The following is a 15832-nucleotide window of genomic DNA, read 5'->3' as shown; positions in this document are numbered from 1 at the left end:
GACAACGCTCAATTTAAAAGCCAGACTGTAATCGCGCTGGCTGCGCCTAAACCCTTGTTCCATTTGACACTCCTTCTCTGCATCGAAAAAGTGTCAACTTATTCCAGGATGGGTCACTGATGTCAAAAAAGCTGCCGGAGGAAACTCCGGCAGCTTTTTTATCGCCCAAATGTATGGCGATCAGTCGCTGACCGCATACGACGTCGACGTCAGGATGCCATTCGGCGTGCGTACCGTCACCGTCAACAGGCCGTTGCGCACGCTGTTCGGCTGGCACGCGGTGCCGATCTGGGTCACGTCGCTGATCATCTGCACGGGATAGATCCAGTTCGCGGAACTGGCGCTGTCCATGCTCGGCACGACAAAGCTGGTGCCGCTGACGATGCTGCCATTGCTCGCCGAGAAGCTGATCGTCGTGCCGGCCGGCAGCGGATTGCCGGGCAAGTCCATCGCCTGCCCCGTAACAGCGGCACGATTCATGGCAAACACGGTGTCATTGCTATCGCGGATGGCGAGCGGGAAGGTCCGTACCCGGTTTTCGAACACGGTGCCATCGACACACTTGTCCAGATCAATGGTGGCAGCGCCCAGCGGCGTGAAACGCGCCGTGCTGCCGGACAGCACCTGCACCAGTGCCTGGCGTATATGCACGGTGTTGGCGGCCGTCGTATTGGCGCTGGAGGCAGCGCGTCGGACGCCATTGTATTGCCCATCACCGGCCTGGTCCCAGATGCCGTTGCCATTCGAGTCAATTGGCATTTCGTTATTGGCACGCACGGCATTGCCCGTGCTGTAGGCGTCATCCTTGAAATTGGCATTGCTGCCAACAATGGCGCGGTCATTGCGGAACGGTTCACCCAGGTCGACATAGCTTTCGCCGGTATCATACAAATTGTTGCCATTCGCATCGACAAAGCTCTCCTCGCCCAGCGCAACCGCCAGGATGGTCACGCGGCCGTCAAGCGGACGGGGGTTGCCGGGGCAGAAACGCACGCTGCACGAACCCGCTATGCCCTTCTGCGTGATCACCGTACCATCCGTCAAGGTCGTGTTGACCAGGCCCGTCAGGCAGGATGCATCGACGGTGCCGCCTTCGGCCGTGAAGCTGACGGCCGTGCCGTCGGGCACGGGATTGTGGAAGTGGTCGCCCAGGCGCGCCGTGATGGTGGCCCCCGTCGGCGCGGTGCAGCCGGCAAAATCGCCGCCTTCCGTATTGAACATCGACGTGCTCAAGGTAAAGCTGTCCTGCTCGGGTACGCCGGTGGACACCACCAGCTGGTCCGAGACCGTCGACAGGCTGGTGCCTTGCAGGGTGGCCGTGACGCGGATCGGCGTGTTCACCGTGCCGGAAGCTACCGTGGTGCTGACGCTGCCATCGGCGCCGCTGGTCGATTGCGCCGGATTGAGGCTCAGGCCGCCGGCCGTGGTGTTGAGCGAGAAATTGACCGCTTTGCCGCTGACGGGATTGCCATTCCTGTCGAGCACCTTGAAAGTGACGATGGATGACTCTTGCCGGCCCGCACCGCCCGTGCCTTTCAGGGCGATGTTTTGCGGCAGCGCCGAGACAAAGCCGATCTGGCCGGCAGCGGCCGTCTGCACCGTCAGGGTGCCCGTCTGGCTCAAGGTGGTGGCATTGAAGACGGTGCTGGCCGTGATCACGTCGGGCGCGCCGCAGCCCTTGTCGATGTAGGACGTGCTGGCCACGCCATTGACCGTATTCACAGGACTGCTGATGGCCGCCTTGCCGGCTGCGGCGCAAGGCGAGCTGAAGACGACAGACTGTACCGGCGCATACACGGCCGCGCCATTCATCACCGTCACGCTCAGGCCAGCCGTGCCGCCCGCCGACAGGGTCGCCGGCACGACGCCCACGCCGCCCAGGGTCAGGGTCGGGAAGACCACCGTGTAATTGATATTCGACGTCAACACGCTGCCGTTCACCGTGGCGCTGGCCGTCAGCGCAAAAGCGCCGCTCTGGCTGCCGGCTGCGATGACGATGCTGGCCACGCCGTTCGCGTCCGTCAGGGCGCTGGCCGCACCCGGGGTGAAGCTGGCGCTCTTGTCGCTGCTGTTCAAGGTCAGCAAGACGCCCGACAGCACCGCACCCTTGCCATCCTTCACGACGGCTTGCACGGTGGCGCTGTTGCCGGGACTGACCGAGGTGGTCGCGTTGCCGGCCCCGTCTTTCAGGCTCAGCGCCAGGGTCGCCGGCACCGGCACGACAGGCGTCACGGGAACCACCGGCGTGACGGGTGGCACCACGCAGCCGGGCAGGTTCGGATTGCGGCTCGGGTCCAAGGTGCTGCAATCGCTGCTGCCGGAACCGCCCCCACCACAGCCGGCCAGCAACGTCACTGCCGTGCCGGCAGCCAGACACAGCGCCCAGCGCGCCGGCACACCGCTACTCTTCAATCCAGACATGTACTTCTCCCTGTTATTTTGCTGCTGATCATGTATTACTGCTATCTTGTTCAAGCCTGGTCGCGTCCCAGAATCAGGCGGATGCCGGCGCCGCGCCCCACGCTGGTGACGGCCACCAGTTGCACGGCCTCCCCCCGCTGCGCCAGGGCTTGCCGCAAGGCATCGGCCTGGCGTGCGTGGCCGGGCGCGTAGAGGATCTGGCTGCGTTCCTGGCGAAAACCGGGCTGGTTGCGCAGCCGGCTGACCGCCATGCCCCGCGCCTGCACGCGCAAGCGCATCTGCGCCGCCATGCCGCGTATGCCATTGCCATTGATGATTTCGATCTCGGCCAGCGCCTCCGGCGCGACGGCCACGGCTGGCGCGACCGGCGCGGCCGGCACCAACGCCAGCTGCGCCGCCTGCACCAGTTGCAAGTTATTACGCGCCAGTGCCGTGCCGCCATCGCACGCCATGGCCTGCTCGAGCATGCTGGACGCTTGCGCCAGCTCCCCTTGCAGGTAATACACATAGCCGAGATTATTCAGGGGCTGGGCAGCCTCAGGAAAGTCGCGCACCAGCGCCAGCAGCGCCATGGCAGCCTGTTCCAGCCGGCCCTGGCGCGCGTCGAGCACGGCCAGCACATTGCGCGCCGCCAGTTGCTGCGGATCAAGGGCGATCGAGGCGGCAAAGGCTTCGGCGGCAAGCACCAGCTGGCCCCGCTCCTGGTAAAACTTGCCCAGTTCAAAATACGTGACGGCATTCTGGCCGGCGGAATGGCTGGTGCGCTGTACGCCCTGGATCTGCCACTGCGGCGGAGCATGGCTGGCTGTGCAGCCCGACAACAGCAGGAATGCAAGCATATACAAGCCTGACATCCCGAACCTGCTCAATAGCGGCCTCATACCGCCCCCATCGCTGGCAGCAGGGCGCGGCGGATCTGCAGCAGGGCAGGCCCCATGAGCACCACCAGCAAGGACGGGAAAATGAAGAAAATCAGCGGGAACAGCAGCTTGAGCGCGATCTTCGCCGCCGTTTCCTCGGCCCTCTGGCGCCGTTTGGTGCGCAGCTCGTCCGACTGCACGCGCAAGGAGGCGGCGATGCTGGTGCCGAAACGCTCCGCCTGTATCAGCAGGGTCACCAGCGCATCGACATCTTCCACGCCCGTGCGCAGGGCCAGGTTGCGCAAGGCCTTGTCCTTGGCGCTGCCGGCGCGCAGCTCCAGCGTCACCAGTTGCAACTCCTCGGCCAGGATCTCACTTTTCATGCCAATTTCCTGCGCCACGCGTGCCAGCGCCGCATCCATCGCCAGGCCCGCTTCGACGCAGACGGTCATCAAGTCCAGCGCATCGGGAAAGGTTTCGAAGATTTCGCGCTGCCGCTCTTTCAGGCAATGCTTGAGCCATAAGTCGGGCAGGTAATAGCCCAGGGCTGCGGCCAGCACCAGCCACAGGAACAGCTTGTGCTCGCCATGGCGCAGCAGCAGATACGCCAGCAGCGGAAACAGCAGGGTCAGCCCCGTCTTGGCCGCATAAAACAGCGCCGGCGCGGAGCTCTTGCGCCAGCCCGCATTGATGAAGCGGATGCGGATGGGCGACTCTTCCCAGCCATCTTCAGGCAAGGATAACTTGGCCAGCGGACGAGTCAGGCTGACGACACGCGCCATCCAGCGCTGACTGGTGCGGCGTCCCTTTTCGGTATCGACCTTCTTGCCGTCAAGCGTATCGAGGCGCACTTGCACCGCGTTGCCCGCAAACAAGCGCGCCAGCACCAGAACGATGCCGAACACGATCAGGAACAGCACCACCAACAGGCCAATCTGCAAGCCGCTCATCGTGCCACCTTCCGTATAGTCAATTGCATCATTTCATGGCCTCACACGCGAATCCGGACAATCTTGCGGATGAAAAGGATGCCAATCACCAGCATGCCCAAGGCCATCGCCACCATCTTGCGGCCGCCGCTGTCCGTATACAACACGGCGAGGAACTCGGGGTTTGTCACCTGCATCATCAGCGCGGCGGCGAAGGGCAGCGAACCGAGTATCCAGGCCGACATGCGCCCTTCGGCCGACAGCACGCGCACCTGGCCCATCAATTTAAGGCGGTCGCGGATGATGGCGCTGATACTGTTCAGCAACTCCGTCAGGTTGCCGCCCGTTTCACGCTGGATCAGCACGGCGATGACGAAATAGCGCAGGTCCGTACTGGGCACGCGCGCCGCCAGGCCCGACAGGGCATCGGACATCGCCACACCAAAATTGACTTCATCAAACACGGCGCGGAATTCATCGGCCAGGGGACCCGTCATCTCGTCGCCGACCATTTTCAGGGCCGTGGGAAAGGCGTGGCCGGCACGCATGGCGCGGCTCATCATGTCCAGGGTGTCGGGTAACTGCTGCTCGATGCGCACCAGCCGGCTGGTCTTGGCGCGGGCCACGAGCAGGAACGGCAGCGCTGCACAGGCAAGGCTCAGAAGCAGACGCAGATACCAGGGCAAGGGGCTGAGGCTGCCCAGCAGCAGCCCGAATAGCCAACCCAGCAGGCAATAGCCGAGCAGCTTGCCCACGTTCCAGTTTTTACCCGACTGCAACAGCAAGCGGTCCAGCCATTGCACCCCGGGCAGTGCCTCCAGCAAGCCCTGTACGCCCGCATGCGAGCTGAGCAGCCGATCCTTGGTGATCGACACGGTTTTCTGCGCGTCGTCGCTGGCCGTATTCATCGCCCGCAAGCGGCGCGCCACGCGTCCGGCGCCAGCGCCGCGCGACTGCAGGTTGAAGTAAACGGCGCCGACCAGCAGCATGACCGCCAGGAAGATCAACAGATATACCAGATACGAAAGATAGCCCATGCCGCGTCAGCGCCCGCTGCCGGTCGGCTCGAAGACCGCGCTGGAAATGCCGATGCCAAAACTCTTCAGGCGTTCCAGGAAATGGGGACGGATGCCGCTGGCCGAGAAATACCCGACGACCGCGCCGCTCTCCCCCACCCCCGTCTGCTTGAAGCTGAAGATTTCCTGCATCGTGATGACATCGCCCTCCATGCCCGTGATTTCCTGGATCGACGTGACCTTGCGCTTGCCGTCGATCAGGCGCGACACTTGCACCACCACCGATATGGCCGAGCTGATCTGCTGGCGGATGGCCTTGCTGGGCAGGTTGGCGGCCGCCATGCTGATCATGTTTTCCAGTCGCGTAATGGCGTCGCGCGGGGTGTTGGCGTGGATGGTGGCCATCGAGCCTTCATGGCCCGTGTTCATCGCGCCGAGCATGTCGAGCGCTTCGGCGCCGCGCACCTCGCCCAGGATGATGCGGTCGGGACGCATCCGCAAGGCATTGCGCACCAGCGCGCGCTGCGACACTTCCCCCTTGCCTTCGATATTCGGCGGGCGCGTTTCCAGGCGGACCACGTGCGGCTGCTGCAATTGCAGCTCGGCCGCGTCTTCCACCGTGACGATGCGTTCGGTATGGCCGATAAAGCCGGAAATCACGTTCAGCATGGTGGTCTTGCCGCTGCCCGTGCCGCCGGAAATGAGGATATTCATTTTCGCCTTGCCCAGGCCCTGCAGCACCTCGGCCATCTCGGCCGTCATGCTGGTATAGGCGACCAGGTCAGCCAGGCGCAGGGGATCGACGGAAAAACGCCGGATCGACATCACGGGCCCGTCGATGGCCAGCGGCGGGATGATGGCGTTGACGCGCGACCCATCGGGCAGGCGCGCATCGACCATGGGGCTCGATTCGTCGATGCGGCGGCCCACGCGGGAGACGATCTTGTCGATGATCTTCATCAGATGGGCATCGTCATTGAACACGACATCGGTCAATTCCAGCTTGCCGCGCCGCTCGACATACACTTGCTTGTGACCATTGACGAGGATGTCCGACACGGTCGGGTCCGACAACAAGGTTTCCAGCGGGCCAAAACCAAGCATCTCGTTGCGGATGTCGCGCGTCAGGTTCTTGCGCTCGACATCATTGATGACCACGGCTTCTTCGTCGAGCAGGCGCTCGACCAGGCTGCGCAATTCGTCGCGGATCTGTTCCTGCGTCAACCGCTGCATGCTTTCCAGGTCAACGCGCTCGAGCAGCAGCGAATGGATGCGCTGTTTCAGCTCCCGGTAGCTGCGGTTGTCGATGGACGGCGCGCGCTGCGGCGTCAGGGTAGCGATCTTGCCATTACCGAGACGCTCGCGGATCGACAGACTGGGGGCGGGAGAAGTTGCCATGAGAATTCCTGTTCGAGTGGTGTTAGGCGCGCCGCAGCACGCGGCTCAGCCAGCCCTGCGGCACGGCTTCGGCGCTGACGCCCGTCAGGCTGGCGGCAAACTCCTGCAGCGAGCGCGTGATGGGGCTGTTCTTATCCAGCTGCAAGATCGGCATGCCCTGGTTGACCGATGCGGCGGCCGACGCATAATGATTCGGCACCGTGCGGTCGATCGTGGTGCCATACGCCGCCTCCAGGTCCTGCAGGCGGATTTCGCCGCCCTTGTCGTGCCGGTTGACGATCAGGCGCACCTTGTCCTTGTCGTATTCCAGCGAACGGAACATGCCCAGCAGGCGCTTGCCATCGCGGATGTACGGCAAGGTCGTTTGCAGGATGGGGAAAATCAGGTCCGCGTGGTCGAGCGCGCGCACGCTGACCGCATCGAGGTTGCGTCCCACGTCGAGCACCACGAAATCATACTGGCGCCGCGCCAGCTTGATGATGGCGTCGATATGTTCGGGCAGCACTTCGCTGGCGTGGGCCGGGTCTTCCGGTGCCGCCAGGACACTGAAATTGGGCAGCACATTGAGCATGCTCGAGGCGAGGAACGACGGATCGAGGCGGTGGATGTCACGCGTCACGTCGGCCAGGGTGGCCAGCGGCTTGCTCTCGGAGACAAACAGCGAGGCATCGCCGAAGTGCAGGTTCAGGTCCAGCAGGGCAACACGCTTGTGGCCGCTGGCTGCCAGGGCATAGCCGAGGTTGGTGGCGATGAAGGTGGCGCCACTGCCGCCCTTGCAGGAAATGAAGGCCAGCACCTTGCCATTGCCATTGTCGCGCCGCTCGAGTTTTTCCTCGATGCGCTCGAGCGCCGGGTAGATGCTGGCAACTGCGGCCGGCGACGGCAACACTTCGCGCACGCCGGCACGCATGGCCTGCAGCAGGAAGTCGGGCGAATGCTGCGGACACAGCAGGATGACGGCCAGGCGCGGAAACTGATTGCTCAGGCGCTCGATGGCGGCCAGGTCGGCGCCATCGTTGCCGGGCCGGTCGAACATCAGCACATCGGGCAGCTCTTGCGCCGAATACAGTTGCTCCAGCGGTCCGCTGTGCGCATCGACGTCGTCCGCCGGATTGCGGTTGCCGACCAGGCGGCCCAGCTCGGCCAATACTTTTTCATCCCGGGATATGATGGCGATTTTCACGATATACCTTGCCTGTTCTGTGGTAACGGCGACATGTTCATTGGCGTCCGAGGCTGATCGTCATGCCGCCCGATTGCGGCACCGGCGCGCTGAACGACTTCTGGTACGCGTTGTAGCCCGCCACCGCCGCCTTGCCATCGAGGCCGGTCACCGGGTCGCTGTTCAGTCCCGCCTGCGGGTTGATCACTTGCTGGGCGCGCAGCAAACCGACGCTGCGGCCAAAGTTGCGGTCGAAGTGCGGCGTGGTGGCGCAGCCGCTGACGGCAAACGACGCCAGCAGCACGCACAGCAGGGAATGGAATGGAGGACGCTGCATGCTCACTCTCCTATTGAAGGTCGAAGCCGGTCGCCGCTGCGGCGCCCGGTTGTTTGTCGGCCGCAGGCTGCGGCTGCCTGGCGTCGCCCTCCATCTTTCCTTGCAGGAAAAACTGCGCGCGGCTGGGCGCCACATAGGCATCCGTCGGCAGCACGTAGTCGCCGGCCAGCGGCTTGACCAGGTGCGGCGTGATGATGAACACCAGTTCGGTGCGGTCGGTCTGGAAATCGCTGCTGCGGAACAAGGCGCCCAGCACGGGAATCTCGCCCAGCATCGGCAGCGCCTTGATATTCGTGGTCACATTGTTCTTGATCAAGCCGCCGATGGCAAAGCTCTGGCCATCGAACAATTGCACCGTGGTGGTGGCGCGCCGCGTGGTAAACGCCGGCAGGATGGCGCTGCCGGCCGTGCCGCCCGTGCTGATGCCGATGCCGTCCTTGTTCAGTTCCGACACTTCCGGCGCCACCTTCAGGTTGATGCGCCCGCCATCGAGCACGGTGGGCGTGAATTTGACGGCGATACCAAATTCCTTTTCTTCCAGGGTGATCTTGTTGGTGGCGCTGTCTTGCGAGACGGGTATGTAGATCTTGCCGCCGGCCAGGAAGCTGGCTTCCTGGCCGCTGATGGCCATGATGTTCGGTTCGGCCAGCACTTTCACGAGGCCGTCGCGCTTTTGCGCATCGAGCGTGAGGAAATTGCCGTTTTTGCCGTTGAAACCATCGATCATGCTGGGGTTCCCACTCAACAAGTTCGACAGGAAACTGTAGGTCCAGTTGCCGCTGCTGGCGCGCGCGCCGATGCTCGCGCCCAGCTGGTCGACGAGGGTTTTCGACACCTCGGCAATCTTCACTTCCAGCATCACCTGCTGCGGCGCGGCGATGGTGAGCATATTGATCACGCTCACGCCGGCGGTGCCAGCACCGGCGGCACCGGCGGCAGCGGGCGCTGGCATCACACCCGCTGAGGCAACAGGCGCCGCCGCATCGCTGGCGCCGCGCTGGGCGAACGCCGTGGCCATGGCCATGATCTGGCTGGCCTTGACGGCATCCGAGACCATGCCCGTCAGCACGATCGCGCCGCCGGCCGAGCTGGCCTTGAGATCTGTTTCACGCGGGAACACAAGCGCCAGCTGCGCCTGCAAGCCGTCGGCATCGACACCGACTTCGATATCGACGATCACGGGACGGTGATCCTTGTCCCACAGAATCAGATTGGTACTGCCCGGTGCCAGGCCCCAGATATACAGCTCGCTGGAACTGCCCAGCAGCCTGGCGCCCGCCACCTTCGGATCATTCACGGCAATCTGCGAGACGGCACGCGTCAGGCTGCGCAAGGTCGACTTGCCAACGGACAAGCGGATCGGCGGACCCAGCCGGGCGATATCGGCCCCCAGCGACAGCGGGGCCGCCTGGCTGACGGCGTCCACCTTGCGCAAGGCGGGCGCGGCGCTGGCGCCGGGCTGCCACAGCAAGCTCGCCGTCAAGCCACTCAGGGCCAGGGCCAAGGTCAAGCGGGGCCTGACGATACGGGTACGAAATGAGGTCATCAACTATCCCTGGTTCTGAAATTTTTAAAATTGCTGGACACGCGTGTCCATGCCCGTGATCACTTTGACGCTCTCGGCCGGTGGTGCGGGAGCACGCGGCGCCTGCCGCGCTGGCGCTGGCGCATCCGCACGCGGCGCGGCGACCGGCACCAACGGCTTGAGTCCCAGCAGCGATTCCTTGGTGGCGCCGCCCGTGTTGACGGGCGCCGGATCGATCTGGTTGCGCAGCACCAGCGACAAGGTGCCCACGCTGCGCGCCAGGTCGAGCTTTTCCACCTGGTCCGGCGTCAATTCCAGGGTCACGGCATTGACCACCTTGGGCTTGTTGTCGTCGCGGTTCGATTCCTGCGCCACGGCCAGCACCAGGATGCGCTCAAGCACGATCTTGGAAATGGCCAGTTCGGCGCCACCGCTGGCCTTGGCGCGGTCGTCCTGGGTATTGACGAGGATGTCGACAAAGTTGCCAGGCAAGGCAAAGCCCGCCACCCCGACCACATCGTTGACGCGTACGGTCATGGCGCGCTTGCCGTCTGCCACGATGGACGACAGGCCACCACTCGTGCCTGGCGGCGCAAGTTTGCTTTCCAGCACCGGTTCACCGAGGCTGATGGCCTTGCGCGTGATGCGCCCGTCGAGCGCCTTGCTGTCGGCAAAGGCGCCGGGTGGCTGCGCGCCGGCGGGCCAGTCCATGCTGCGCAACATGAGCGGAGTGATCTTCGTCCCCACGCCGATATCGACCAGGGCCACGACGATCTTCTTGCTCGACGGCGTACTCTGGCCGCCCATCCAGATCGCCGCCGTCAGCACGGCGGCACCGGCCAGCACCAGGGCCAGCAGCAACATGAGTAAAGCACGGGTATTTCGCATCGTTTTTCCTCTGACTTCAGCTTGATTTCGGTTCACGCCGCTCTTGCACGGCCATGTCGTCCGCGCCATGGCGCTGATTCGCGCCGGCAAAATAATTGTTCCAGGCCCAGTCCAGCACCTGCTCGTTCAATTGCGCCGCCGTGCCCTCGTAGCGCGCCAGGTCGCGCACCTGGCGCAGCAGATCGCGCGGATAACAGGCCAGCAAGGGCATCGCGCCGCGCGCATGGCGCTGCAGCAGGAAGGCAAAGGCGGCCGCGTCGAACGGCACGCCGTAGGCGGCGCAGGTCTGGCGAAATACGGTTTCGTAATGCGCTGCGCTGAGCGCCGGCACTTCGATCTTGTAGCCCAGGCGGCGCAGGAAGGCCGCATCCGACAGGCGCTCGGGCAGGAAATTCGAGGAAAACACCACCACCACGTCGAACGGCACCTGGAAGGTGTGGCCGTTGTGCAGCGACAGGTAATCGATGGCGCGGTCCATCGGCACGATCCAGCGGTTCATCAGCTCCAGCGGCGAACAGCGCTGGCGACCCAGGTCGTCGATGATGAAAATGCCGTTGTTGGCCTTCAGGTGCGGCGGCGCCCGGTACAGACGCGTCACGCTGTCGAAGCGCAGGTCCAGCATTTCCAGGGTCAGCTCGCCGCCGGTGAGCACGGCCGGGCGGCGCACGCCGCGCACCCAGCGCGCGTCGAGCTGCACGGCGCGCTCGATGCCGGCCGGCGCTTCCGGCTGCTGCGCCGCCGGCAAATGCAGCACCGGGTCATAGAAGGGCACGACTTCACCATCGACCATGATGGCGTAAGGCAGGGCAATGGCCCCTTGCAGCAAGTCTTGCAGGCGTTCGGCCAGATACGTCTTGCCGCTGCCGGCGGCGCCGTAAATGAAAATGGCGCGCCCGGAATTCATGGCCGCGCCCAGCTGGTCGAGCACGCCCTGGTTGACCACCACGCCGTCGAAGCTGGCATGTACCTGCGGGCGCGTGACATGCATGTTGGCCACGCTTTGCGCCGCCACCTGCGCGTTGTAGGCGGCCAGTGGCACGGGACATGGGCCCGCATAGGCATTGCGCGCCAGGCACTCGAGGGCGCGCTGGCGGCCGCTGTCCGTCAACTGGTAATGGATGTCGGCATCCGTGCCGCTGGCGCCGCGGCGCATGACTTCGCACATTTTTTCCTGCCGCATGAAGACCATGACGGGATCGATCACGCCCAGGCCCAGCTTGACGTAGCTGGCCAGCTCGGGCAGGTGCAACTGCCCCCGCTGGAACAGCACCTTCACCAGCAATTCGACCAGGAAAAAGAAGGGCAAGCCCGTCTCGTCGACGGTGCGCGGGGCACGCTGGGCCGCCGGCGCGGCAAGCAGATCAGCAGCCATGGGCACAGGTGTGGAATACGCCATGGATCATGCGAACTTTCCCAGCTGACCGCTGGCAGCCAGCAGCAGATACAACAAGGTACCGCTGGCAATGGCGATGGCATAGGGCAACTGGCCGCTGGGCTTGGCAAGCGCATCGATATCGGGCCGTTGCGAAGCGATGGCGCGCATCAGGCTATTCAACACCAGCTGATAGCTGTTGCTCGCAACCTGGCGCAAGGTGCCGTGGAACGCCGCGACGGCCAGCGCCAGCACGCCGCCAGCAAGCAGGCTGCTCAGCAGGCAAAAGAAGACGGTCTGCGGGCCGACAAAGGCCCCCACCATCGCCATCAGTTTCACGTCGCCGGCGCCCAGTGCCTTGATCGCGTACATCGGCATCAGCAGCGCCAGGCCCAGGGCCAGGCCACCCAAGGCTGGCCAGAAGCCGAGCGCGCCGGGCGCGGCCGTCAACAGGCCTGCACCGGGCGGCAACAGCGTATTGAGCAGGAGTCCGGCCAGCGCACCGGCCAACACCAGGCGGTTCGGAATGCGGCGGCTGCGCACGTCGTGGTACACGGCCAGCAGCAGCAGAACGGCCAGCAGGACTGCCGGCGACCAGCTCAGGAAAAGATCGGTGTACATGGATTATCCGGCACAGGAAGGACAAGGACTCGGTACAAACAACAATGGCCCGGCGCCATGCAAGATGATCCGGGCCATCATCGGCGCGCACCCGAAAGGGGGGGCGACGCCATTGCACGTGTGGCGATTACGAGGCCGCTTACTTCAGACTGGTCGATATTTTGGTAAACACCGCACCCAGATCGGTGCCCACGGTAGTTACGACGCCAACGATTGCAACAGCGATCAGCGCAGCGATCAGGCCGTATTCAATTGCGGTCACGCCATCTTCTTCAGCGATAAAGTTTTTGATGAAATTCATGATTAATCCATTCGGAGTAAGTGTTAACAACGTCATATGGGACTGCTGATACAAGCAGTAAATTGCTCACTTATGAACCCTTGCAGATGGCCAGCAACGCAAGCAGGAACACCACGGCCATCAGCGACAGCAGCAAAGCATGTTCGAAAAATGAGTTACCACTTTGATCTTGCAAGAAATATGCAAGCTCACCCGTCCCACCATCGTTCAAGCGCATTTCCAGCTCCTGTCACCGTTCGCATTTTCAATCTGACTAACTCAGCGACGATCACCGATTGCTGATAAAGGTATTGCATGGAAATACACATTGATACCAATCAGACAAAAGTCATTTTGTTGCTGGTACAAAAGAGCCTATTTTCCTACACGGCACCAGTACATTTGTACTGGCATCAGCATTCCTGGGGCGCCGCCAACCCGTTCTTCACCGCGTAGACATACAATTCCAGGCGGTTGGCAACGTCCAGCTTGCTGTAAATCGATGTCAAGTGATTGCGCAAGGTTTGCTCGGAAATGAAAGCGCGCTGCGCGATGGTCTTGTTGAGTGCCCCATTGCCTTCGACCATCATGGCGACAATCTTGCGTTCCTTGAGGGTCAGCAGGGCAATGCGCGCCATTTCGGGATCGGGCGGCGCCGGCATGGGCGCCGGCTTGATCAGCGCTCCCAGCAGACTGCCCAGCAAGGCCTGGTCCAGGCACAATTCGCCCCGATGTACCCTGGCAATGGTATCGATCACCTGCTCCGCCGCCGCCTCCTTGCCGATCACGCCGCGCGCGCCGCTGCGCACGGCGCGGCCCAGCACCTCCTGGTCGCGCGTGCCGCTGAACATCACCGCCCGCGTGACGCCATTGGCCAACAGCGCGGGGATGAAATCGACGGAACACACGCCGGCGAGGTCGACGTCCAGCACGACAATATCGGGGCGCAAGCTCTCGGCAAGCTCCAGCGCGCCGCCTATCGTGCTGGTGCTGGCGACCACCTGCATCGCTGGCTGCGCCTCTTCCAGCAGTTTTTCCAGTCCCCACAACATGGTTTTATGATCATCAACCAGCATGACGCGGATGGGATGCAAACTTGACATACGATGGCCTTTAACGGGTCAGCCGTGACGCTCTTGCCGTCAGACTGGAATTTCAATATGCACGGCGGTGGCGCCATCAGCGCCATGGCTGACCTGCACCCGACCGCCCAGCGCCATGGCGCGTTCAGCAATGGAGGCAGGCATGAACTCGACGCGGGACGACGTTTCGCCCGCATTCTCTATCGAGATCGACAAGGCATGCGCATCGCAGACGAGTGTCACGCGGCCCTCGCGGGCGGTGGTGTGCTTGCGGATATTGCTCATGCCTTCATTGACGATCTGGAATACTTCGGCTGCCAGCCGGTCACTGAGATCAAACGCACTGTCCGAGACGATCTCGATCGTGATGCCAAAAAACTTCTTCAGCTGTTCCGCCTGGCGCCGCAACGCCACCAGCAAGGTCACCTGCTCCCGCTCCGCGCCGCCGCGCACCGTCTGCGCCATCCGGCGCAGGTCGCCAATCACCTGGCCACTCATGTCGATCAGCTTGTCAAGATCGGCCAGCAAGGGGCTGTCGGCGGCCACCTTGGCGCGCAAGGCGCTCAAGCCATGGCGCAGGCCGATATACGGCTGGATGGTCGAATCGTGCAAGTCGCGCGCAATTTTTTGCCGCTCACGGTACGCCGCGCCGGAGGCCAGCTTGTCGAGAATGGCGATGTTTTCAATCAGGGGGAACACTTGCGCCACGATATGCAGCAGGAACCTGGCGTCGGCCCGGGTCAGCCGGTTCTTCGCGGAGATCACGTAGATGCGACCCAGTCCCTTATGCAAAGGAAGGGGCACGCTGATGAAGGAGCGCGCATCGAGCAGTTCGGCCAGCGCCGTGCCCTGCGGCCCATCCGCATCGAGCCGCTGCCATTTCACACTGCCGCGTTCTACTCCCGTGAGCACGCTCGCCAGCCCCAGGCGCGCGCGCAACGACGGCGCGTACAGCACGCTCTGGCTGGCATTGAACACCATCAGCGGCGCCACCGCGGCTTCGCTCAGCTGGCTGACACGCCCCGCGTGTCCGCCTCTGTCTTCGAGCGCGGTACGCAACTGCCACTGCGCCGCATCGCCCTCGCGCATGACCAGGATACAGCTGCTGGCGTCAAAAAAAACTCGCGCTTTCTGCAAGACCGACGCCACCGTGTGGTCGACGCCAAAGCGGGGATTCGATTGCTGGCTGACCTCGCGCAACAACGCCAGGCGGCGCTTCTGCAACAGCCCCAGGCCGCCCCAGTACGCAATCATGTAGCCGAGCGCCATGACAAAGGTCGTGCGCAGCAACAGGTGCGAAATGATCAGCTCAGGGGTCGATGCCACCGATGCCAGCACCAGCAGAACACAGGAGGCAAGCGTGATGCGCGCGCCTTCATCGAGTCCGCGCTGAAACGCCGCCGCCAGGATGACGAAGAAAAAGAAAGGGAAAAAATAGCTTTCGGCGCCCCCGGTGCCATACACGATCAGCCCGCACCACAGCACGTCGAGCCAGCATATCACCTTGCCATGCACTACCGGATGCTTGAAATAAAGAAAAACAAACAATACTGCGCTATGCAGCACATACGCACACAGAATCAGCCAGGCCAGCTGATTCGGCACACCCAGTTTGCCGGGGTTGATGATCAACGTTAATAACGCCGTCACCGACAGCAGCAGGCGCATGCCGGAGATCATGACCAAATCTGCCTGATCGACCAATGGCAATGCCGTATCGGCATGTGGTTCCTCGTGCAGTTGTTGCTGTTGCAGCATGCTTATTTATTCACTTTTCAAAAACACCATCGGCTGGGTCGACAGGACAATGGTTGATTATTTTTTAATTTCTTAAGCCTCCGCATCTTACTCTCAGGAACCTTACTCAGGGGTATGGCGTATTCAATTAACTACATTTATTATAAGAAACTTGATTTATATGCACTTTAGTGCCAACCTTGC

The 15832-nt window shown here is 62.9% G+C and carries 15 protein-coding genes; all 15 read right to left on the bottom strand.

Annotated elements, in window-relative coordinates:
• Positions 1-180: 180 nt before the first annotated feature.
• Positions 181-2421, bottom strand: a complete 2241-nt coding sequence (locus tag ACP7DW_RS24750; protein ID WP_426056943.1) for an Ig-like domain-containing protein — start codon at positions 2419-2421, stop codon at positions 181-183.
• A 50-nt stretch (positions 2422-2471) separates the two neighbouring features.
• The gene (locus ACP7DW_RS24745) at positions 2472-3260 is read right to left on the bottom strand and encodes a LytR C-terminal domain-containing protein (RefSeq protein ID WP_426056944.1); all 789 of its coding nucleotides are present in this window, start codon (positions 3258-3260) and stop codon (positions 2472-2474) included.
• A 38-nt stretch (positions 3261-3298) separates the two neighbouring features.
• Complete coding sequence (locus ACP7DW_RS24740; RefSeq protein WP_426056945.1) at positions 3299-4231, bottom strand: type II secretion system F family protein; 933 nt, start codon at positions 4229-4231, stop codon at positions 3299-3301.
• Positions 4232-4272: 41 nt separating this feature from the next.
• Positions 4273-5247 (bottom strand): type II secretion system F family protein, encoded by a 975-nt coding sequence (locus ACP7DW_RS24735; protein ID WP_426056946.1) that lies wholly within the window; start codon positions 5245-5247, stop codon positions 4273-4275.
• Positions 5248-5253: 6 nt separating this feature from the next.
• Complete coding sequence (locus ACP7DW_RS24730) at positions 5254-6600, bottom strand: CpaF family protein (RefSeq protein ID WP_426057053.1); 1347 nt, start codon at positions 6598-6600, stop codon at positions 5254-5256.
• 46 nt (positions 6601-6646) lie between these two features.
• Positions 6647-7807, bottom strand: a complete 1161-nt coding sequence (locus ACP7DW_RS24725; protein WP_426056947.1) for an AAA family ATPase — start codon at positions 7805-7807, stop codon at positions 6647-6649.
• A 37-nt stretch (positions 7808-7844) separates the two neighbouring features.
• Complete coding sequence (locus tag ACP7DW_RS24720) at positions 7845-8123, bottom strand: pilus assembly protein (protein ID WP_426056948.1); 279 nt, start codon at positions 8121-8123, stop codon at positions 7845-7847.
• A 10-nt stretch (positions 8124-8133) separates the two neighbouring features.
• Positions 8134-9669 carry a type II and III secretion system protein family protein gene (locus ACP7DW_RS24715; protein ID WP_426056949.1) on the bottom strand — a complete coding sequence of 512 codons (1536 nt, stop codon included), beginning with the start codon at positions 9667-9669 and terminating at the stop codon, positions 8134-8136.
• A gap of 24 nt (positions 9670-9693) precedes the next feature.
• Positions 9694-10536, bottom strand: coding sequence for a Flp pilus assembly protein CpaB (gene cpaB, locus ACP7DW_RS24710; protein WP_426056950.1), 843 nt, complete (start codon positions 10534-10536; stop codon positions 9694-9696).
• 16 nt (positions 10537-10552) lie between these two features.
• Positions 10553-11908, bottom strand: coding sequence for an ATP-binding protein (locus tag ACP7DW_RS24705; protein WP_426056951.1), 1356 nt, complete (start codon positions 11906-11908; stop codon positions 10553-10555).
• Positions 11909-11935: 27 nt separating this feature from the next.
• Entirely contained in the window at positions 11936-12529 is a 594-nt protein-coding gene (locus ACP7DW_RS24700; protein ID WP_426056952.1) for an A24 family peptidase, read from the bottom strand.
• A 139-nt stretch (positions 12530-12668) separates the two neighbouring features.
• Positions 12669-12830, bottom strand: coding sequence for a Flp family type IVb pilin (locus tag ACP7DW_RS24695; protein ID WP_426056953.1), 162 nt, complete (start codon positions 12828-12830; stop codon positions 12669-12671).
• Between the two features lie 70 nt (positions 12831-12900).
• On the bottom strand, positions 12901-13047 hold the full coding sequence (locus ACP7DW_RS24690; protein WP_165829357.1) for a hypothetical protein: 147 nt from the start codon (positions 13045-13047) through the stop codon (positions 12901-12903).
• 175 nt (positions 13048-13222) lie between these two features.
• Positions 13223-13912, bottom strand: a complete 690-nt coding sequence (locus ACP7DW_RS24685; RefSeq protein WP_426056954.1) for a response regulator — start codon at positions 13910-13912, stop codon at positions 13223-13225.
• Between the two features lie 39 nt (positions 13913-13951).
• Positions 13952-15649, bottom strand: a complete 1698-nt coding sequence (locus ACP7DW_RS24680; protein ID WP_426056955.1) for a sensor histidine kinase — start codon at positions 15647-15649, stop codon at positions 13952-13954.
• Between the last annotated feature and the right edge of the window lie 183 nt (positions 15650-15832).

The sequence above is a fragment of the Janthinobacterium sp. PSRC1-1 genome, from assembly GCF_049897525.1.
GTDB lineage: Bacteria > Pseudomonadota > Gammaproteobacteria > Burkholderiales > Burkholderiaceae_D > Janthinobacterium > Janthinobacterium tructae.
The sequence above is the reverse complement of the archived record's forward strand: the minus strand, read 5'-3'. Positions and strand labels throughout refer to the sequence as shown.